15 protein-coding genes are annotated in these 21,076 nt (G+C 46.9%); 6 read left to right on the forward strand and 9 right to left on the reverse strand.

The window, feature by feature from the left end:
* Positions 1 to 1,947 (forward strand): calcium-binding protein (locus tag QUA23_RS24925; RefSeq protein WP_333110557.1); only part of this gene is annotated, 1,947 nt, incomplete at its 5' end.
* Between the two features lie 657 nt (positions 1,948 to 2,604).
* Here QUA23_RS24925 and QUA23_RS24930 read toward each other — a convergent pair.
* Entirely contained in the window at positions 2,605 to 3,228 is a 624-nt protein-coding gene (locus QUA23_RS24930; RefSeq protein WP_333069860.1) for a GNAT family N-acetyltransferase, read from the reverse strand.
* Between the two features lie 1,719 nt (positions 3,229 to 4,947).
* Between QUA23_RS24930 and QUA23_RS24935 the strand changes: the two genes are divergently transcribed.
* Together QUA23_RS24935 and QUA23_RS24940 are read left to right on the forward strand one after the other, a co-directional pair.
* Positions 4,948 to 8,472, forward strand: coding sequence for a response regulator (locus QUA23_RS24935; RefSeq protein WP_333076862.1), 3,525 nt, complete (start codon positions 4,948 to 4,950; stop codon positions 8,470 to 8,472).
* A gap of 795 nt (positions 8,473 to 9,267) precedes the next feature.
* A complete protein-coding gene (locus QUA23_RS24940; protein WP_333076864.1) occupies positions 9,268 to 9,717 on the forward strand; it encodes a hypothetical protein in 450 nt (149 codons plus the stop codon).
* Between the two features lie 219 nt (positions 9,718 to 9,936).
* Here QUA23_RS24940 and pheS read toward each other — a convergent pair whose 3' ends face one another.
* A complete protein-coding gene (gene pheS / locus QUA23_RS24945; RefSeq protein ID WP_333076865.1) occupies positions 9,937 to 10,941 on the reverse strand; it encodes a phenylalanine--tRNA ligase subunit alpha in 1,005 nt (334 codons plus the stop codon).
* 223 nt (positions 10,942 to 11,164) lie between these two features.
* On the opposite strand from pheS, the gene surE reads away from it, so the two are divergent.
* The gene (gene surE, locus QUA23_RS24950) at positions 11,165 to 11,971 is read left to right on the forward strand and encodes a 5'/3'-nucleotidase SurE (RefSeq protein ID WP_333076866.1); all 807 of its coding nucleotides are present in this window, start codon (positions 11,165 to 11,167) and stop codon (positions 11,969 to 11,971) included.
* A 127-nt stretch (positions 11,972 to 12,098) separates the two neighbouring features.
* A complete protein-coding gene (locus tag QUA23_RS24955; RefSeq protein WP_333070462.1) occupies positions 12,099 to 12,497 on the forward strand; it encodes a hypothetical protein in 399 nt (132 codons plus the stop codon).
* Between the two features lie 253 nt (positions 12,498 to 12,750).
* Here QUA23_RS24955 and QUA23_RS24960 read toward each other — a convergent pair whose 3' ends face one another.
* Together QUA23_RS24960 and QUA23_RS24965 are read right to left on the reverse strand one after the other, a co-directional pair.
* Complete coding sequence (locus tag QUA23_RS24960) at positions 12,751 to 13,968, reverse strand: LL-diaminopimelate aminotransferase (protein ID WP_333076867.1); 1,218 nt, start codon at positions 13,966 to 13,968, stop codon at positions 12,751 to 12,753.
* A 232-nt stretch (positions 13,969 to 14,200) separates the two neighbouring features.
* Entirely contained in the window at positions 14,201 to 14,527 is a 327-nt protein-coding gene (locus QUA23_RS24965; protein WP_172188562.1) for a thioredoxin family protein, read from the reverse strand.
* 144 nt (positions 14,528 to 14,671) lie between these two features.
* Here QUA23_RS24965 and QUA23_RS24970 point away from each other — a divergent pair, with 144 nt between their 5' ends.
* Complete coding sequence (locus QUA23_RS24970; protein ID WP_333076868.1) at positions 14,672 to 15,451, forward strand: biotin/lipoate A/B protein ligase family protein; 780 nt, start codon at positions 14,672 to 14,674, stop codon at positions 15,449 to 15,451.
* A 50-nt stretch (positions 15,452 to 15,501) separates the two neighbouring features.
* Here QUA23_RS24970 and QUA23_RS24975 read toward each other — a convergent pair whose 3' ends face one another.
* The 5 genes from QUA23_RS24975 to psaK all read right to left on the reverse strand — a co-directional run bounded on the left by QUA23_RS24975 (position 15,502) and on the right by psaK (position 20,951).
* A complete protein-coding gene (locus QUA23_RS24975) occupies positions 15,502 to 16,284 on the reverse strand; it encodes a DUF928 domain-containing protein (protein ID WP_333076869.1) in 783 nt (260 codons plus the stop codon).
* Between the two features lie 197 nt (positions 16,285 to 16,481).
* Positions 16,482 to 17,327 carry a DUF928 domain-containing protein gene (locus QUA23_RS24980; protein WP_333076870.1) on the reverse strand — a complete coding sequence of 282 codons (846 nt, stop codon included), beginning with the start codon at positions 17,325 to 17,327 and terminating at the stop codon, positions 16,482 to 16,484.
* Positions 17,328 to 17,365: 38 nt separating this feature from the next.
* Positions 17,366 to 19,327: an adenylate/guanylate cyclase domain-containing protein gene (locus tag QUA23_RS24985; protein WP_333076871.1), complete on the reverse strand. Its 1,962-nt coding sequence runs from the start codon at positions 19,325 to 19,327 to the stop codon at positions 17,366 to 17,368.
* A gap of 62 nt (positions 19,328 to 19,389) precedes the next feature.
* Positions 19,390 to 20,586, reverse strand: a complete 1,197-nt coding sequence (locus QUA23_RS24990) for a site-2 protease family protein (protein WP_333076872.1) — start codon at positions 20,584 to 20,586, stop codon at positions 19,390 to 19,392.
* Between the two features lie 80 nt (positions 20,587 to 20,666).
* Positions 20,667 to 20,951, reverse strand: a complete 285-nt coding sequence (gene psaK, locus QUA23_RS24995; RefSeq protein WP_333070476.1) for a photosystem I reaction center subunit PsaK — start codon at positions 20,949 to 20,951, stop codon at positions 20,667 to 20,669.
* Positions 20,952 to 21,076 lie beyond the last annotated feature (125 nt).

The following is a 21,076-nucleotide window of genomic DNA, read 5'->3' on the forward strand; positions in this document are numbered from 1 at the left end:
CAGCAACTATTTTTCCAAACAACTGGCAACTTTACAGGAGCCAATTTCACCTACAGCGCCACAGACAACAGCGGCGCCACCAGTCCCGCACCCGCTACTGTTGTCGCTATCTTGCGGCCAGTTGCGCCAACTCCCACACCAACGCCGCCATCGCCGATCATCTCAAATCCGATTGGAGAAACAGATACCGACTGTTTGTGTCAGCCCATTATTGAAAAACCGGGAATTAACTTTGCGCCCCCGCAGCAACCACCCGCAATTGGATTTGTCCGGCCTATTTCACAATTTTCAGAGGCACAAACCACCAAAGGAACTGATGGCGATGACTTGATCGTAGACACCAAAGGCAACCAAAAAATTGTCGGTTTTGAAGGCAACGATTTGCTTTTAGGTGAAAATGGCGCGGACGAAATTTACGGCAACGAAGGCAATGACAGGATTTTTGGGGGCATTGACACCGATATTGTTTACGGAGACGAGGGCAACGATATCGTATTCGCAGGCAAACAGAACGACTGGATTGCCGGCGACTTAGGCTCTGACAACCTGTTTGGAGATCGAGGTGCAGATACGATTCTCGGAGACACCGGCCAGAACAACTCCCAGAGTCCTGACGATGCTCGCGATTTGATTTTCGGAGGCGAGGGTGCAGACATCATTAACGGCAACGAGGGCGACGATACCATCCATACCGGCAAAGGTGGCGATATTGCCCTTGGAGGTAAAGAAAATGACCTGATTTGGGGCGAACTCGGCTCCGATACGTTGTTTGGTGGCATCGGCTCCGACAGCTTGTTTGGGGGCATCCGCGACCAAAGGGTCAGCGACTCGCAGGGACTTGACTTGCTGTACGGAGGCTTCGGTAACGACTTCCTCAACGGCCAACAAGCCAACGATACGCTGGTTGCAGGCAAAGATAACGATCGCGCTTACGGAGGTAAAGGCAATGACATCATCTACGGTCAATTAGGCTCCGATACCCTCTACGGCGGCGAAGGAGCCGATACTCTGCTCGGCGACAGTGGAAGTTCCCAGTCCATCGGGGATCTCGGCGAACAAGACTTAATCTTTGGGGACAGTGGCAACGACATCATCGGCGGTGGCCACGGTAATGATACCGTGCAAGCAGGTAAAGGCAATGATTGTGTTTGGGGTGGCAAAGATAATGACCTGATTTGGGGCGAACTAGGCTCTGATACCCTTGTCGGCGACAGCGGCGACGACACCATGTACGGCGGTGCTCGCAGTCGAGCTAAAGATGTTGGCGGCGAGGACTTGCTCTTTGGTGGCATCGGTGCTGATGTGCTGCTCGGGGATGAGGGTGACGATACCATCAGTGGTGGTCAAGACAACGACTTGATTTACGGCGGTAAAGCTAACGACCTCATACAGGGAGATCGGGGCGACGACTTTATTTACGGTGGTGACGGCAGCGATGAACTCTGCGGTGGCGAGGGCAACGATACCATCTATGGCGATCGTGCTGATAACCGGGGTGTCTCGGTGGGCGCAAACGACCAGCAAGACTGCATCAACGGCGGTGATGGCGATGACTTGCTTTACGGCAACGAAGGCCAAGATACTATCAACGGAGATGCTGGCAGCGATACCCTGATTGGGGGTAAAGATAACGACCTGCTCAATGGGGGCGCTGGAGATGACTGGCTGTTTGGCGACTTGGGCGACGATACTTTAATTGGAGGTATTGGGAGCGATCAATTTTTGTTGAATGGTGAGGGCGGCACTGATACTGTGATTAACTTCGAGGTAGGGGTCGATAAGTTTGTTTTGACCGACGGGCTGAGTTCCCAGCAGTTGCAATTTAGCGCCACTCCGAACGGTACGTTGCTGCAAGTAGCAGGCACCGATCGGGTTTTAGCGAATCTGGTTGGGGTTCAGGGGGCGATCGGCTCCTCGGATTTCTTACCAAATCTCTCGGAACTCTAGAATTGGCGGCGAAAGTCTCCTGTTCTGACGAACAAAACGCCACAGCAGAGCAGAACTTCTGTGGCGTTCCTCACAATACTCAATCTGGGTTAGAAACTGTGTAGCACTCGGCCCTTGACATCGCTCTTACGGTTGCCTTTTTCCCCTCTCTAAAATGCTAAAAAATTAAGGTTTATTCAAGCCGGATTTGGTATAAAATCAAGTTTTTTAGCCTTGAATTCTTCATAAGTCTATTATCTTTCTCTGCGTAAAGTTGCCTCAATTCCTTGTCATCTGCGGTTCGATAAATTCTCTTTTTTTAACCGCAGATGAGGGCAGATGCAACACAGATTTACGCAGATAAATTAGATAAATTACTGTTGCACTCTCTATGATTATTGACGAGTTTTTAAGCCCGACGAGGCTACCGGAGTTTATCTAACTTTATATGGGGTTTTCAGGTGTTCCCAGGTACACAAGGGTTAGTAGCTCAAGTGTTTACTACCAAATAATTTTAGTGTGTTGTGCGATCGGGCTTAAGAGCAAACTAAAATTCATCACTAATTCCTCATACCCATTTTATTGATTCACAATTCGGAAGTCAAAAATACACGGATAGCTAGTTTTTCCTTTTTCCTGCTTCGACCCAATTCCCCACGATCAATTCCAATACTTAGCTTAAGATAGTGAAATCTGCTTACGTAAAAACAGCCGGCGCGGCTGGCCGAACAGCCAACCAGTCCAATTCCAATCCACCTGTTGCAAGCGATAGCCGGCCTGATAGTACAACTGTCGCGCCGCGTGATTATTTTCCAGAACGTGGAGGTAAATCTCAGAAAATCCCCATTCTCTGGCTGTCTCCTCGCAGTTGCTGAGCAATTGTTGAGCAACCCCCTGCCGCCGATAGTCGGGGTGAACAGCTAAATTCGACAAATAAGGATAGTCAGAATTAGGGATTTGCCAAGGAAAGCGAGAACGCAGAGCCATTTCTACTGTTCCTGCCATGCGCTGAGCTCGGTGCGATCGATAATTCTGCGTTCCCTCGTCGCGCGAGACTAGCTCAGCAACCAGACAAATGTAATGTTCGGCCTTAGAACGCAGTCGATTTTTTAAATCTTCGTAAATGCCCAAACGTAACACTGGATACACCCATTCTACAAACCCCTCGCGGGAGTGAAAGCTCATGGCTAAAATATCAGCTAGCTGCGTTAAGTCGTTGGGCGCAGCCACCCGGATCGAAAAACCAGAAAGTCCGGGAGTTTGTTGTTGGTGAGATGGTGAGGAAAAAAATGAAGGATTCACAATGCCAGGCCACTATATTAATTTTTTTACGCTGGTTTCTAAGCTACCCTCTTAGAAAATTTACTGATGTTATACTGATCTTATAACGTAACTTATAGGCATAGTTTATTATCCAGATTAAATTACATTTTTTTGTGTTTGACTTTAAGTAGTATTTGAGGTAGATGGAAATTTTTGAGCCTTTAATACTCTAGTTCGGAAAGAATCAAACTCATCCGATAATACTAGATTTTTGGATCAGCTATTTGGGCTTTAACTTGAAGCTTAATCCCTGGCTTTGGGCCGGCATCACAAGAGTTTAAGTAAACAGTAGCTTACAAATTAAATTCGCGACAGCTTAGGGGGCAAGGTATTAAAAACAATCACAAAGGTTTTAAGGTCAGGTTCCCGGAATCCTACCGCTCTCTGCTTACGGAAATACCCGATCGAATATAATTTATCCGTCAAGCGGTAGTTGAAAAACTCAACGACTTATCAGACTAACACCGGGCGCGCTGGCGTGTCGGATGTTCCCCGCCGCCCCCCGGCCTGGCACCCCAGCTTTCAGCAGTTCTGGGCAATCCATCGCCCGTCCTCGATCGAACCGGCTTTACCTGTTGAGCTAGGGGGTACTTTTCCAACCTCCTAATTTAAATTTGGATGCCTGAAAACAGTCTGCAGGGGTTTTCCCCGTCGGTTCGATACTCTGCTGCGCGCGAGCGAGACCTTCAAAACCTCGATCGAGCTGATGGACCCCGCCCAAAAACCGATGATATACGCCACCGACACTGGTCGTGGAGAGATCAAAATTTTAGACCCTAGTTCAAGCTCCGCGATTCATCTGTGGAGTAAATCTAAAATCTAAAATCTAAAATCGACTGATAGGTTTCCACAGAGTACATCCCTAGCTAAGATTAACAGATGGATGCTCGCTCTTGCGGTGTTTCGCCACAGTAATTGGCTTGGGTGTTGGTCTGCAGGAGGCACAAAAAATGCCGATATCGGGGAAAAAAGTGCAAGTCTAACTAAAATGGTACAGCAATTGCGTCACTCTCACAGACACCTCTGTGGTCTGTGGGCCACCCGCGAATATCAGTCAGGGGCTCGGCGCCGGATTGTGGTCGGTATCCTTGGCTGACTGTTAAAGTTGCTGTTACTTCTGGGAAAAAACACAGGCGAAGATGTTGGTTGTCTATTGTATCTTGCTGCGGGCAGCTTTCACATACCAAATAAAATAGTCCCAAGAGCCAGGCTCAAACATAAATTTGGCAAATCAACTCACAATCAGGACGGTTATTCCTATGTATTCTGAGATATCCAGACGGCAGTTAAAATGGCCAGATTTGTGTTTGCTCTCCTGCTGCATAAAGATAAGGGGTGAAAGTAAATTATCGGGAGACGAGTTTATGTGAATATACATTAAATAATAAAATTGGGGTGCACGACAGATAACTGTGGCTCAGAAGAATTCCGAATTGAAAACCCAGACATCAAAAATCAAGGTTGATGATTGCCTCGTATACTCACAACAACTTCATATCCACGAATTATTGTGATACCATTTTCCAAAAATAATGGCACTCTAGGCAAAATACCAACCCTTATGTCATCAGTCATTCGCAATCGAAAAACGAAAATCGAAAATCGAAAATGGTATGACTTCAGCAATTTAAATCGGCGAATTCTTCCTTTAATTAGACTTATTAAATCGAACAGCCCTGGGGCACAGGAGAACGGTGCATGAATTCCCAAGAAAATCCTAAGCTAAAAATTCTGATCGTCGATGACGAACCGGATAACCTCGACTTGCTTTACCGCACCTTCCATCGAGACTACAAAGTGCTCAGAGCCGAATCTGGTCCCGCTGCTCTCGAAATTTTGGCAAAAGAGGGAGAAGTTGCGGTGATCATCTCCGACCAGCGAATGCCAAAAATGAGCGGTACGGAGTTTCTCAGCCTGACGGCGGCTCAGTACCCCGACGTGATCCGAATTATTTTAACTGGCTATACGGATGTTGAAGATTTAGTTGAAGCTATTAACGCTGGCAAAGTATTCAAATACGTTACCAAGCCTTGGGATGCTCAAGAGCTGATAAATCTTGTCAGTCAAGCTGTTGAGACTCACAATCTTCTGAAAACGCGCACCAATGAACTGCGCCGTGCTTTGAGCCAAGAATCGCTGCTTTATGCCGTTACCAATACTATCCGATCGGCTCCCAATTACCAGCAAATGCTGCAAAGAATTGTGGAAACTGTCGGGCAGATGTTTGAGGTGAGTTGCTGTCTGCTGCGGCCGTTCCAAGACGGCCGGGTGGCCGATGAGTGGTTCGTTTACCAGAAAGCCGGAACTAAAGGTTTGGGGGGCGATGAGGAAGTCACGCCCGGAGATGCTTGTGCAGCAGAACTCTCCCCAGATTTGCTGCCGGATTTGGTTTGGGAAACTCTGGATGTGGAGGTGATTCAAGATGCCCAAACTGACGATCGAGTTTTAAACTGGGATAATCAGCAACGACAGCAGGCTTACGAAGCTGCGAATATTCGATCGAGCTTGATCGTACCGCTGTTTTACAAAATCGAACTGATGGCAGTTTTGGCGCTGCACCAGTTTGAGGAACCGCGCCAGTGGCAAGACCACGAGGTACAGTTGGTAATTACGGTGGCAGACCAAGCGGCTTTGGCGCTTTCTCAAGCCCGGGCTTACGAACAGGTGCGGGCGCTGGCAAAGCGCGAGGCATTAGTCAATACTATTACTACGGCAATTCGATCCAGTCTCGATCCCCAAAATATTTTTGCAGCCATTACTCAACAACTTGGCCAAGCTTTGCAAGTTGACGGCTGCGCCCTATCTCTGTGGACAGAAGATGATGAATACGTCCAATGCGTGGGGCTATACGACACACATAGGGATACCGTTGCTGTAGAACCGGGTTTTATTGACAATCCAGAGGTAGTTGCGAACCCTCTGGGCTACGACACGGCTTCGGGTGATGCTGGTGAGAACACTCGCGGCTGGGTTTTTGCCCATCCTTCTTTGCCACAGTCTTTGGTGCCGATTCGGGGCAATCCGGTGTTATTGCAAGTTATGGTATCAAAAGAACCGGTGGCGATCGAAGATCTGCACGAACACCCCGAGTTAAATGTTACAGAACTGCAAGTTCGATCGCCAGCCCGCGCCCTGTTAGTCGTTCCCTTGCTCTCAGAAGGTAAAATCATCGGCAGCATTTCCCTGCGCCAAAATCACAGCATCCGCCACTGGAACATCTCAGACATTGACCTGGCTCAAATAGTCGCAACTCAAGCGGCTCTGGCCGTGCAGCAGTCGCGTCTCTACCAGACTACCAGACAGCAGGCAGAACGGCTTCTGGAAGCCGATCGGCTCAAAACCGAATTTTTCCAAAATATCTCCCACGAGTTCCGCACCCCTTTAACTCTAACTATCGGCCCTCTAGAATCAGCTTGCAGGCGCCAAGAAGACTTGCCCTACGAACAAGCCGTAATCGCTTTGCGTAATTCCCGCCGCCTCCTGCGCTTGGTAAATCAACTGCTGGACTTGCAGCGGCTCGATGCCGGACGGATGCAGCCGAGTTTCCGCCCCTGCGATTTAGTCGGTTTCTGTTACTCTACCGCAGAGTCGTTCCGCGCCTACTGCGAGAAAAAAGGACTGCACTTAATTACCCAACTGCAAGAATGTCCTCTACTTTATTTGGATCTGGAAAGATTTGACAAAGTTATTTACAACCTGCTATCAAATGCTGTCAAATTCACCCCTGAAGGCGGAACTATCACCCTGAAAGTTGAATCGGCCGGCGCTCACTGCTTGTTGCAAGTAAAAGACACGGGTATCGGCATTCGCACGGAACAAATTCCCTATTTATTCGAGCGGTTTCACCAAGCCGAAGGTTCAGCTAGCCGTTCCTATGAAGGCAGCGGCTTAGGTTTGGCACTTGTCAAAGAATTAGTCGAACTCCACGGCGGTCAAATTTCAGTTGAGTCAGTTTACGGTGAAGGTACTACTTTTACAGTTTGGCTGCACTTCGGTTCGACTCACTTGCCCCCGGAACAGGTACTAGAAATACCTGCTGAGTTTCACTCATCCAAAGCTGCGGTGGAACTGGCAGATGTGGAGGCGGAGCTGTCAGAAAATGAGGCTGAAAATCATAACTTTGAGCCGATCCAACCGGTCAGATCGGAAACAGCAGTGGGAACGGTTTTGGTGGTTGACGACAATCCCGATTTGCGCTTTTATGTGTCGGCAATTCTCCGAGATTCCGGCTTTGCAGTTTTGCTGGCGCGCAACGGAGAAGAAGGATTTGCCGTGGCTAAAAAACGTCACCCTAATTTAATTATAACTGATTTGATGATGCCTTTGATTTCGGGCTTGGATTTGATTAAGATGATTCGAGAGGATGAGGAATTGCAGGGAACTCCGGCAATTTTGCTGACTGCTAAAGCCGATGAAGACACTCGAATTGAAGGAGTAGAAAGGGGTGCGGATGCTTATTTGTCCAAGCCTTTTAATGATCGAGAATTGTTGGCAGAAGTGCGGAATTTGATCGCCCTCAAACAAAACGAGCGCCGAGTGCAGCAGTTGAACAGTTATTTAACTGAGTCGGTGCTACGCAGATTTTTGCCACCGGCGATGGTGAAGGCCGCAGCGGCTGGAGATTTGGCCCTGGATTTGCGCCCGGAACCGCGATTGATTACTATTTTGTTTAGCGATATTGTCGGTTTTACTCAAATGGCAAATACGCTGCGATCGCGCCGGGTAGCTGAGCTGTTGAATGAATATTTGGCGGCAATGACTAAGGCTATTTTTGACAGTGGCGGTACGGTGGACAAGTTTGTTGGAGATGCGGTAATGGCTTTCTTTGGCGCGCCGGAGGAACTAACCCCTAATGAGCAAGTACGCCGCGCTGTGGCTGCTGCTGGCCAAATGCTGCAAGCTCTGAAGGAGCTTAACAAGGGCTGGTTGGAGCAGGGAATTGTTGGGGAAAATGGGGTGCCTCCGGTGCGGTTTCGCTGCGGAATTCACCAAGGTACTGCGGTGGTCGGGATGTTTGGTGGCCCCGACCGATCGGATTATACTGCGATCGGGCCGAGCGTGAATATTGCCGCCCGCTTGCAAGAAGTGACGGAACCAAACACGGTGCTAATTTCGGCAGCGGTGGCAGACTATGTTGAGGAAAATCGCATTGTTAAATATAAGCCTTTGAAACTAAAGGGAATTGATGAAACGGTATTGACTTTTTTACTAAACTGTGATTAGTCATTATAAGTATTATATGTTGATATCTCACGCACAATTTCGGGAACAACCTATTCCTAACTAAGTAGATGAGCGGCAAAATATGTATGTAGTTCAAAGCGATAGTCAGTCCGTGAAATAATCCTTAGAAGCGATATTTTATGAAAACAATCGCCCGATTGATGATAGCTTTACAGTCGCACCTACTGACCGTAAACAATGTGTTAAATTTAACTTTAATCACGCTAGTTAATGTTGAGTTGCATCAAGATTATTTTTCCCGCGTACTTACTTAAGCGCGCGAATATGCGCTCAGGTTGTGGACTCATATCAAATCCGGCTGCATCGTTTTGGTAAAATCTAGTCAACAGTCAACAATCACGGATAGATGTTGCAACCGGAATTGATCTAATTCATCTGCATTAATCTATGTTGCATCTGCCCTCATCTGCGGTTAAAAAAAGACAATTTCTCTGGTCGCAGATGACAAGGGATTGACGCTGATTCACGCAGATGCAGCAGAGATATATGAATAATTCCCCTGCTAACAGATTTGATGTCAATTGTTTAATCTTTAATCTAAAATCTACAATCGACTCACCAAAGTTCAAGCTTCCCAATGGCGGCTTGGGAGTCAAATCTCAAATCTCAAATCTCAAATCTCAAATCTCAAAGTGACTGACATTCCTGGCTTGAATCTATCAAAAGAGTGAACTTTTTTAACCGCTCGTCGGCGGATAACCTCTATCTAGAGAACGGTTACGCCGATCGCTCCGATAGAGTAAAAATAGAGTGTCATATCTTGCTTTGTATTCTATGAAACTGAATTATTTTACGAAACGGCTTTCGACTTTAGGGCGCTTGATGGCTGCAACTGTGCTTTGCGTCTGTGCGATGGCCTTTGTCTGGTCTGGTGCGTTCTTCTCGAACACCGCAGCAATGGCTTCTCCTGCTGTAAACTCGATGGCAGCAGACGCAGATGCGGGCGATGCGGTTCAAGAAAAAGCCAGCAAAGATGCTGGACGAGCCAAGAACTTCATCCGAGATACAGAAGAGAAGGTTAAGGAAACTGCCAAGACAAATGCTGCTAAAGTCGATCGCTCATCGGAGGATGGTAGTGTAGTAGAGCGCAAAGCTAAGAAAGATGCGGCCACAATTGAGAAAAGAGCATCGGAAGATTCAGCTCGGACTCAGAAAGCAGTAGATAATACCAAGAATGCTGTCGAGAGCGCTGTTGACAGCATCAAGGGTGTTTTTGGCAAGTAGACAATAAATAAGTAGGTAAGCGCAAAAAAACAATAATATCTTGCAGGGGCTTGTAGGGGTGGCTTTAGGGCTTATCTACAGTAAGGGCGAGTCGATCGTTGCAGAACCCGCCCTCTCCCCAAGTAATGTTTATTTGTACTTACTTACTTCAAACTGAAAGATTGATGTACATTGACCAAGACCTCTTTACGGCTCGTGTAAGCGACCCCAAGCCCTTGTTTAAAATTGGCGCAAAAAGCGCAAATCGCTAGCATAAACCCGGCGAATATCGTCGATTTCATAAAGTACCATTGCGAACCGCTCGACACCAAAACCGGCCGCAAACCCAGTATATTTTTCTGGATCTAAACCGACTCCTTTCAGAACGTTAGGATCGACAGTTCCGCAGCCCAAAACTTCCAGCCATTTGCCGTTCCACTGCAAATCAACTTCGGCAGAAGGTTCCGTAAACGGAAAGTAACTCGTGCGGAAACGGATAGGCAAATCTTGCCCGAACATTTGCCGCAAAAACTCTTTAATTGTGCCTTTCAAGTCAGTAAATGTCAGACCTTCATCAATTGCTAATAGTTCAATTTGGTGGAAGACTGCTGCGTGAGTAGCATCGACAGTATCGCGGCGATAAACGCGACCGGGAGAGACAATCCGAATCGGTGGTTTGTGCTGTTCCATGTAGCGAATTTGCACTGATGATGTCTGAGTCCGCAGCAAGTCGCCCCCTGGTAGGTAAAATGTATCTTGCATATCCCGCGCTGGGTGGTCTGGCGGTGTGTTCAGCGCCTCGAAGTTATAATAATCTGTTTCCATTTCCGGGCCGTTGGCGACAGTGTAGCCGAGGCCGACAAAGATATCGAGAGCGCGGTCTATGACGGCGTTTAAGGGGTGAACGCGGCCTTGGGGGCGAAAAATCCCCGGCATGGTGACATCGATGGTTTCTGAGGCTAATTTGGCTTGAATTTGGGCGGTTTGGAGGGCGGCGCGCTTGTCCTCTAAATCGGCTTGCAGGGCTTCTTTGACTGTATTGGCGATCGCACCTACTTTGGGCCGCTGGTCTGGCGACAGTTTGCCCATCATCCCTAAAATTTGAGAGAGTTGACCTTTTTTGCCGAGGTAGCCGACGCGCAACTGTTCGAGTTGTTCGAGGGTATTGGCAGTGGCGATCGCACTTTTGGACTCTTGACCGAGAATTTCTAGTTGAGTTTCAATGTCGCTTAGCTGGACAGTCATTTTGATTTTAGATTTTAGATTTTAGATTTTAGATTGATGGCAGTTTTGGGCCAAGTTGAGTTTAGCGCAATTTTGGCTCTACAGTCTTGTTGATTTTAGATTTGAGATTTGAGATTTGAGATTTTCGGCAGTTACGGATAATTTGTAATAGGTAATTCGATGTTAGAGCGATCGCGCTAGTTAAATCTAGTTTAGTATTGTTATAAGGCCTATAAAAATTTCAATGAAACTTTTAATTAGCAACGACGACGGCATCTTTGCACAAGGCATCCGCAGCCTCGCCAACGCTCTCGCCGACGCTGGCCACGACGTGAGCGTAGTTTGTCCCGACAGAGAGCGTTCTGCTACCGGCCACGGCCTTACCCTGCACCAACCCATCCGCGCTGAAATTGTCGAATCTATTTTTGAGCCTGCAGTCCAAGCTTGGGCCTGTTCGGGTACTCCCGCCGACTGCGTGAAACTTGCTTTGTGGGCTTTACTTGACAAACCGCCGGATTTTGTTCTTTCCGGTATCAACCACGGGCCCAATTTAGGCACGGATATCATCTGTTCGGGTACGGTTTCGGCAGCAATGGAAGGAATTATGGAAGGAATTCCCAGCATTGCTTTCAGCCTCGCCAGCTTTACTTCGCAGGAATTTGGACCGGCGGTGGATTTCGCTGTCACCTTGCTGGCACAGTTGGAAAAACAGCCAATGGCGAAACCGATGCTGTTGAATGTCAACATACCAGCAGTCACACAAGCAGAAATTACCGGAGTTGCGATCGCCCGTCAAGGCATTCGCCGCTATTTCGACATATTTCAAAAGCGCACAGATCCGCGCGGCAAAACTTATTATTGGCTGGCTGGGGAATTGTTAGAAGATGTAGAAGAAATCGCTGATTCGGCGGTGCCACATGATATTCCTACAGACGTACAAGCTATTCGCGACAACAGAATAACCGTAACTCCCTTGCAATATAATCTCACCTGTGCTCCAGACTTGCACTCGTTGGGGGGTTGGCATTTTGAAGGTTTTCCCAAGCAGTGAGCTCCGATCGACCCGATCGGAGCGGTAAACTAGGAATTAAGGAAAAGTGCCTCTCAAGGTCTATACCTTAAGCGTTAACACAGGCTCCCAATTACTTGTTAGTTTTTTTTAATCAAGAAAAACAGTTATGAACGCTCCCACCTATAACACTCATTCTGTCACTTGCCCGATCTGCAACCGTTCTAGCGTCGTAGGCCCAGTCGGGATGGTAAGTGGACTATTCACTTGTCCCCACTGCCATTCTCATATGGTAATTAGCTGGAGCGGTCATTTTGTGCGCGATCCTTTTAGTCTCAAACAACTGACGGTGGGAAAGATGCTCAGGCGCGAGAGCAGACCGTTAGCTCGCCTTCAGCGGGATTTTGGGCTGGGTAAGCCTTTTCCGCTGATTGCAATTTTGGGCAGTGTGGTCTTTTTCGGGTGTGCGCTAGCCGCTACGGAACAATCGCTACCCCGACAGAATTCACTTCAAGGATTTTTAGAGTGGGTGAGCGGAACTGGTAATTCCCAAGATGTCTCACGTTAACATTTCTTAAAAAAGATTGTGACAGATACTGCGTGCAAATATCTATTCCTTTAGGTATAAATCACAATATTTTAGCAATTGCATCCATCTTGAGCTACGGGTAAGCACTTAGACGCCGTGTCCTTCATCCTATCTCCAAAAATGCCAAAACCCCCAGTGTGGCAGGGGTTTTAACCCCTGCCTCAAAGCTCAAGTCGGGTGGGCTTAAGTATCACAAGGGTGTTTGAGGTTAATTTGACACAGATTGCATCGCTCAATTTAGAAACTCAGCAATTTTTCTAACTGCTGTTTCCAAAATTGCTGGCGACTCGACTAAGGCAAATCGCACGTAGCCTTCTCCTGATTTCCCGAAACCGGCACCGGGGGAAGCTGCGACTCCTGTACTCTGTACTAACTGAGTGCAAAATTTTACGGAATCTTGGGCCCAAGGTTCCGGCAGTTTCGCCCAGACGTACATGGTGGCGGGGGGTACGGGTACTTGCCAGCCGATGCCCTGTAGCGCGTTTACAAAGGCATCGCGCCGTTTTCTGAAGGTTTCTACGCTGCTTCTGACGGTATCTTGGGGGCCTGTTAATGCGGAGATCGCTCCGTTCAAAATCCCTCGGTATTGGTTGAAGTCCACTGCGGCTTTTACCTGGCGCAGCGCTGCAATTAGTTCGGAATTGCCGATCGCATATCCCACCCGAAAACCTCCCATACTGTACGATTTGGATAGTGTAAAAAACTCGATCGCCACACTCTTATCTCGATCTGCCTGAAATATTGACGGCGCCATCAATTTTCGATATTCTTCCTCATTACCAGACTCTGCCTCTATGAGAGAATTGCGATCGTCAAATACCAAATCCACATAAGGGAAATCGTGAACTAAAACAAGTTGATGTTCTCGACAAAAAGCCACGGCTTTCTCAAAAAAAGCTACCGGGGCGATCGCAGTTGTAGGATTGTGAGGATAGCTCAAAACCATCATCTTCGACTGAGCCAACACTGCTGTCGGAATATCTTCAAATATCGGCAAAAACGCATTTTCCGCTAATAGCGGCATCGGATAAATTTGACCGCCGGCTAAATGCACACCGCCCGCGTGGGAAGGATAGCCTGGATCGAGCAACAAAGCAAAATCTCCAGGGTTGAGTACAGCTAAAGGCATATGCGCCGTGCCTTCTTGGGAACCAATTAACGGCAGCACTTCTGTTTCTGGATTGACTGCAATTCCAAATTTTTGCTCGTACCAAATAGCTGCTGCTTCCCGAAAATCTCTTGTGCCGTTAAATAGCAAATAGCCGTGAGTGCTGGTGTCGGAAAGAGAATGTGCGATCGCATCTGTAATGTGAGCAGCCGCCGGCAAATCCGAAGAACCCAGAGACAAGTCAATCACATTTTGCCCCGCTGCTCTAGCTTGAGCTTTTGCCCGATCCATATCGGCAAATACATTAAATTGCAGTGGATCTAAACGTTTAGCAAATTGCATATTTTCTGTAATTTTGGGGGATTTTAATGAATCTTTTTATATGAGCTAAATTATTTTTTATGTTGCCTTTTTATTGGCTTTGTGAATTAATTATTTTTTTACTAACCGCAGAGAGCGCAGAGGGCGCAGAGTCAGAGATGAACATTGAGGATAAAAGAGAGATGTTAAAATAAAATTGCGATTGCTAGAATTGTGAATTGGGAGTTGGAAACTCCCGAATCATTTCCAAACTTTATAAGTGAGCGTCGAGCAAACCGATCAAAGTTTGTTTAGTAATAGCACCCTCGTGAGAAAGCACTACTTCGGCATTTTTAAACAGCCTGAGAGCTGGGACTCCTTCTACTTTATACTGCTTGACAGTATTAGGATTGGGGTCAATTTCCATTTTAACGACTTTCAGGCGATCGCTGTAGTTGGCCGCCACCCAGTCTACCGAAGGCGCGATCAGTTTGCAAGGCCCGCACCAACTAGCCCAAAAATAGGCAAGCACTGGTTGCTCAGCTTTCAGGACTTCTGTTTCAAATTTTTCGTCGTTAATGACAATTACACTGTTGCTCATGGTTCTGCGATTATTTTTTCTATTTATTTCTAAAGCACCGGCGGGCGTGAAACTTGCACCAACTTAGAAGACAGGCCCAAAAAACTGTTACTAATTTTAAAACATTCTGCGAATTATTGAGTGCAAACTCAGGACTGGGGACTGATGGCTAATTCTGTATGGCGTTTAATTCCACTGTTGTCGGCGCTTGGTAGGGTGCAGATGGCGATCGACCAATGGCTGCTGGAACAGCATCTAGCGGGCAAACATCCGCCAACTCTGCGATTTTACACTTGGCAACCGGCGACGATTTCCTTGGGCTACCACCAGCGCAGGTGGCCGGAGTTTTGGCAGCATTTGTCTTGGCAGGGAATGCCTGTGGAGTTGGTGAGGAGGCCCAGCGGCGGGCGCGCCGTGCTGCACCAAGGGGATTTAACTTATGCAGTTGTGGCGTCGGGATTTGGAAGCAGCCGTATGAAAGCTTATCAGACTATTTGCGAGTTTTTGATTGAGGGTTGGAGGGCGATGGGTTTGGATTTGCAATACGGGGAAGCTGGAAGGAGTTATATTCACAATCCGAATTGTTTTGGTACTGCGACGGGTGCGGATTTAGTTACACTTGATGGTCACAAATTAATTGGTAGCGCGCAATTGCGACGGGGTGATGCTATTTTGCAGCACGGTTCGATGCGTTTGCAGCCAGATGTTAAATTGTTTTCTCAAGTGTTTGGAGAGGAATTAATTCCTGTGCAATTACCTCTATCTGAAGGGGGAGATGATTTGATTGCAACTGTAATTGATGTTTTGAGTGCGGCCGCTTGTCGCTGTTTTGAAATTGATTTGAAAGTGCAGCCACTTTCGGATCGGGAATGGCAGGATATAGCAGATATTGAAGGAAGATGGAAGAAGGAAAATATATTAGATACTAGATACCTAACTTCTTGAAGAAGTCGGGTATCTCGCTAAAATCGCCAATCTAAAATCGGAAAACTCATCTATGGCTGCTGCTCAATTTCAACGATCGGCTCTTTGGCAATTTGGCCCAATGTCACTGAATCCAGCAAGCTTTCCCAATCAGCAGCTAATCCTGCATCGTTAGGATTAGCGCGACGAGCAGCAGCTAAAGTGCTGAGAGCATCTTGCCAAATCCCATTTTCAGCATAAATAACAGTTTTCTGGCGCGGATCTGCCACATCTAATTCACGGAGGATATCTGCACTCAGTTCAACTCGACGCACAATACCTGTTGCTACCGAATCTCCGGATCTGTCCTCATGGTCGCAAATCAATGCAATAAACCCACGGTAACTTTTGCCTGCTTCCAAGGGCGGCACATTCTTATTGGCGGGAATACTAACGCTCATGACTCCTGATGCATTGTTAATTTTTAGGGTAGTTTCATATATAAAATTCCCCTTTTCATCTTCCAGGGCAAACTCAGCTAGGAGCGCGTCTGTTTTAGGCAAGTAGAAAAAGAATACAGGATATTCCGAAACAGTCCGCCCGATTTGACTTTCTGGTACTAAGGCTTTTAGCTTTCTGTTATCGTCGCATTTAGGTCTTGCCTTGGTCTGCCCTCGTCGTCGATAGTTTGGTGACGACAAATTATCTTCAGTAGGCCCAACGAAGCGCACCCTTCCCGGTTGAGTGATTGGCTGACCATCTACGTTTGGAGTCGGCTGTCCCACAACGGTTAATTGGAAAGCGTTAAGTGTGGCGATCGATAATATTGAGCTAACTGATGTCAAATTTAGGAAAAACTTAGTGATTTTTTTCATTTTTTAAAACATTATTTTAATTAGGGTTCTATGCGTTTACAGCCGGATTTAGAGGTTTTTTTTCATTTTTTTGGAAAGGAATTAATTTCTGTGAATTTACCTCTATCTGAAGATAGAAATGATTTGATTGAAACTGTAAGAAAATTAATATATTAGAGCCCCGACTTCTTCAAGAAGTAGGGGCTCTGGGTATTTTGTTATGGCTGTGGCTGAGTTTGAACGATCGGCTCTTTGGCAATTTTACTCAGTGTCACTGAATCTAGCAAGCTTTCCCAATCAGCAGCTAATTCTGCATCGTTAGGATTGGCTTGGCGAGCCGCAGCTAAGGTGCTGAGGGCATCTTGCCAAATCCCATTTTCAGCATAAATAACCGTTTTCTGGCGCGGATCTGCCTGATCTAATTGACGGCGGATATCTGCACTGATTTCAACTCGCCGTACAGTACCGCTTTCGATCTGATCGCTCGATCTGTCTTGAGAGTCGCAAATCACTGTCAAATTCCAACGGTAACTTTTGCCTACTTCCAAGGGTGGCACATTTTGGTTAGCGGGGATATTAACGCCGATCACCCCTGATAAATTTCTAATTGTGACATCCTGTTTATAAATCTGGTTGCCGCTTTCATCTTCTAGGGTAAATGTGGCTAATTCTGCCTCTGTTTGAGGCAAGTAGAAAAAGAAAGTTGGATACTCGGAAACAGTCCGTCCCAGCTTATTTTTAGGCACTAAGGCTGTGAGACCTTGCTGACTAATGCTCGCGCAGCCACCGCGTATAGGCCGTCTCGGTTGAGTGGGGGGGCGATCGTCGTCGATATCTTCACGGGGCTGAATGAAGCGCGGTCCTCCCGATTCAGTGGATGGCTTGCCATCTGTGCTTGGAATCGGCGGACCGAAGCGCGGCCCTCCCGATTCAGTGCCTGGCTTGCCCGGCTCCCTTGGTATTGGCTGTCCCAGACCTGCAAATTGGCAAGCGTTAAATGCTCCTATTAATAATAGGGAAACAAATGCGAGCAATTTTAGCCAAAAATTAGTCATTTTTTTCATAGTAGTTCCCTGAATTTTTAAAGTTATTTTGTCTCTTTTTACTTTCCCGGTCTTGCTTCTCCCAAGACGCGGTAGACATTAACTTTTTGTTCCCTGCCTTTTAATGGTAAAGCTCCCCAAGATTCTACTTCAAATTTGTCGGCCAGATGCAGGAAGGTTTCTTCTGCAATCAATATCCGGCAAGTGTCGTCTTGCCGATCCTTTTCACAGCTTTCGAGCCGAGAGGCAATATTTACGCTGTCGCCGATCACTCCATATTCTAAACGGGTTGAGCCTCCCAGACTACCAACCATCAAAGGCCCTGTAAAGATGCCTACTCGCATTTTTGCGGACGGCAAACCCCGATCGAGCCAATTTTGATTCATTTGTGGCAAGCGGGAACTGATGGCTAGAGCGCAAGATACGGCGCAGCGAGCATCTTCTGCTATTTCTTCGGGAGTTGTGCGGGGAATGGGTACGCCAAATACTGCCAGCATTCCATCTCCGGTAAATTTATTAATCACGCCTTGATGTTCTTGGACTTCTTGGGCCATTGCTGATAAATACTCATTTAACCAACTCATTACTACTTCTGGCGGTAGTTTTTCGCAGATTGTACTAAAACCCTGCAAGTCGGTGAGGACGATCGTTGCAGTAACTTTTTGCCCTGGCAATAACCCTGATTCGAGCAGATGGACGCGCTCTTTCCACAGGGCATTTGCGATCGCGGGTGAAGTTTGTTGTCCTAATAATTTCATCACAATCCCTTCCTGTTGCCTCGACTGCTCGTACTTATAGGTAACTGCAACTGCTGCGGTGATTAAAAGTGCCAGGGTAGGGGCCATTAGAGGTATCCACCCTTGTTGCATGAAGAGGAAAAAGGTGAATCCGAATAATGAACCGCAACCTGCGATCGCACTTGCCATCAAATTCAGGGATTTTTCTAGCCGCCAAGCTAAACAGCCGCCCACTGCACTCCAAACAGCGATCCAGAGAATTTCTTGCCCTTCGTCCCAATACCAAAATAGCCCTTTGCCGTCTAAAGCTGCACTGAGAATTTGGCTGGTGGCAGTGGCGTGAATTAATACCCCAGGCATCAGGCGGTTTCCGCTGGCAGTAGCGCTGTAAGGGCTGGAGAATAAATCTTTGACAGTTCGGGCTGTAACGCCTATTAGCACTATTTTACCCTTCACCAATTTAGGATCAACTTTTTGCTCCAAAACTTGAGTTAGTGTCACGATATTTGCTATATTTTCAGCAGAGCGGTAGTTGAGTAAGACTTGATAGCCTCGGGCATTAATGTTTTGATAACCTCCTGAGTCCGATTGCAATTTTGAAAATACTGTTTTATTCGCCTGAATTTCTTGTTTTTCTGTCAATTTAGAATCTATTTTTTTGCTATCCAAATATGCAAAAGCTAGCCGCATTGACAATGAAGTATGTGTGGTTTTACCATCGCCAGCAAACATCAAATTTCGACGCACTCTACCATCGGGATCTAGGACTAAATCGTTAAATCCTATCCGTTCTTTTTGTATATTGGGAGGTGGCGGAGCTCGATCGTACTCTGAGTTGCCGATGAAGGTAATGGGAAATACTTTGGGGTTTTTCAGTTGAGTTGCTAATTCTGCATTTCCCGGTTCATAGGGAGTCGGGCGAATTATATCTATGCCAATAGCTGTGGGTTCAAGACGAGCTATTTCTGCGATCGCTTTTGCTAAAGTGCGATCTGAAATTGGCCATTTTTCAATAATATTAATGTCCCGATCTGTGATTGTTACTACCAGCAGCCTGGGGTCAGGACCCGGATCAGGTCGCAACTGCACCATCACGTCGAAAGCATTTAATTCCAGTGGCTGCAACCAGCCTAAATGCCGCACTCCTAATAGAGCTCCTGTCACGGTAATGCAGATAATAGTAAGAGGTTGCAAGTCAGGGAAGGGGAAGGAATGAGTTAAGTTTTTCCAACTCCAGCCTCTATCCTTCAACTGACGATGAAATTGATGAAAGAATTTGGGCATATTGATAATTATTTTTTCAACTCTCCTTGAAAAAATGCACCCCATCTTAAATTGCCAAATTTTTAATTTTCCTGTGCGGTTTTGGCGATCGCACTTAACTGCAATCCCTGCGGATAGCTGTTTTCTTCTTTGCTGCGCTTGATGTCGGCGATTGAAATCTGGGGTTTGAGGTATTTTGCTAAAACTTTAACCACGTCACCCCGATCGATCGTCCCCGCTACTGAACCAATCGGCGAGAGGACGATGATTCGGGGGAGTTGACGGGCTTCCATGCTGTTAATTACTTCTGCGATGGATGCTTTTTCGGAAACTGTGGGGGTTTTTCCCAGGGGTTTCAAAATGTTGTGCAAAGTCTGAACTTGCCATTGACTGCGTTCTGTGAAGCGGATATCGTCGATCGACACTAACCCCAAATCCCGACCGTTGGTCGCAGCAATGTAAAATGGAAACGGATTGACTTCTAACAAATAGCGATCGGCAAATTCTCGCAGAGTCAAGTCTGCATCTACAACTCGAAACTCGCGACTCATCGCATCGCTGGCTTTAATTTTGAGCAGGGCTTCTTGCAGCGAAGTAACTTGGCTATAAGCAGTGGCATTGCGAATGCCAAACCAGCCGATCAGCGCAATCCACAAGCCGCCGTACTCGCGCGCTAAAAAGCATAAACTCAGACCCAAAGCAACCGCCAGCCAACCTAAAACTTGTCCTGTTTTTGCCGCCCAGCGAACGCCGGTAAATCGAGAGCCGGTGATTTTCCAAATTGCTGCTTTTAAAACTTGTCCTCCATCCAAAGGCAGACCGGGAATTAAGTTAAATAATCCCAAAACGAGGTTGATTAGTGCTACCCTTTCGGTGACAATTGCTAGCAAACTTTTCGGGGGAAGAACTTGAGAGCCCAAACCGAGGATTAAAAACAGCGCAAAGCTGACTAGAGGGCCGGCAATGGCTACTTGAAAAGCTTGACCGGGAGTTTTTGATTCCGAGTCGATCGAAGCTACTCCGCCAAATAAGAATAAGGTAATAGAATTAACTTTAATGCCTTGCGATATCGCCGCCAAGCTGTGTCCGAGTTCGTGCAAGAGCACGGAAGCAAACAGTAGCAGAGCTATTGCTAACCCCGCACTCCAAGAGAGCGCAGGCCCCCACAGGCGGTAACTGCTGGCGTATTCGCGGGTTGCTAAAGCTAAAATTATAAACCACGAATAATCTATAACTAGGGGGATGCCAAATAAAGAGCCGATTCGCCAACCTGTCTGCATGAAGTTTCCTGGGAAAGGAGAGCAAGAAAGAGTTTCTATTATATCTTTTCTACTCCTTGCCTTTGCCTTTCCCCTGATTTTTACAGAACTCCGGCGTTACCCAAGCCCAAGATTACTCCGGCTCCGAGCAAGTGACCGAAGCTGGCTGTTGCCAGCAATTCTGGTACGCCGAAGCCTTTGAACATTCCAGGGAGTGCAACGGGTAAAGCTGGGCCCTTGCCTCGGTTTTGCTTGGAGATGCCGTAGTAGCCGATCGTGATCGCCAGCAAATTACATAAAATCATTGTCAGTCCTACCAGTGGCGACCACTCCGGTGTTGAGGGAGCGGTAGATTGTACGGCTAACAGCAAAGATGAGTTGATCATGTTCTTATCTCCTGATTTCACAGATAAATTGATTTCCAAGATTATAAAAAGCGGTTTGCATTAAACTAAGATTTGTTTTAATAGTTAACAATTCGTTGATATTTTGATACAACTGCGGAACCGAG

Source organism: Microcoleus sp. Pol1C5, assembly GCF_036701115.1.
GTDB lineage: Bacteria > Cyanobacteriota > Cyanobacteriia > Cyanobacteriales > Microcoleaceae > Microcoleus.

Coding starts and splice junctions, on each gene's coding strand:
- QUA23_RS24940 (WP_333076864.1), top strand. CDS start 9,268: ATGAAACTGAATTATTTTACGAAACGGCTTTCGACTTTAGGGCGCTTG.
- QUA23_RS24965 (WP_172188562.1), bottom strand. CDS start 14,527: ATGAGCAACAGTGTAATTGTCATTAACGACGAAAAATTTGAAACAGAA.
- QUA23_RS24975 (WP_333076869.1), bottom strand. CDS start 16,284: ATGAAAAAAATCACTAAGTTTTTCCTAAATTTGACATCAGTTAGCTCA.
- QUA23_RS24970 (WP_333076868.1), top strand. CDS start 14,672: ATGGCTAATTCTGTATGGCGTTTAATTCCACTGTTGTCGGCGCTTGGT.
- pheS (WP_333076865.1), bottom strand. CDS start 10,941: ATGACTGTCCAGCTAAGCGACATTGAAACTCAACTAGAAATTCTCGGT.
- surE (WP_333076866.1), top strand. CDS start 11,165: ATGAAACTTTTAATTAGCAACGACGACGGCATCTTTGCACAAGGCATC.
- QUA23_RS24985 (WP_333076871.1), bottom strand. CDS start 19,327: ATGCCCAAATTCTTTCATCAATTTCATCGTCAGTTGAAGGATAGAGGC.
- QUA23_RS24960 (WP_333076867.1), bottom strand. CDS start 13,968: ATGCAATTTGCTAAACGTTTAGATCCACTGCAATTTAATGTATTTGCC.
- QUA23_RS24955 (WP_333070462.1), top strand. CDS start 12,099: ATGAACGCTCCCACCTATAACACTCATTCTGTCACTTGCCCGATCTGC.
- QUA23_RS24980 (WP_333076870.1), bottom strand. CDS start 17,327: ATGAAAAAAATGACTAATTTTTGGCTAAAATTGCTCGCATTTGTTTCC.
- psaK (WP_333070476.1), bottom strand. CDS start 20,951: ATGATCAACTCATCTTTGCTGTTAGCCGTACAATCTACCGCTCCCTCA.
- QUA23_RS24935 (WP_333076862.1), top strand. CDS start 4,948: ATGAATTCCCAAGAAAATCCTAAGCTAAAAATTCTGATCGTCGATGAC.
- QUA23_RS24990 (WP_333076872.1), bottom strand. CDS start 20,586: ATGCAGACAGGTTGGCGAATCGGCTCTTTATTTGGCATCCCCCTAGTT.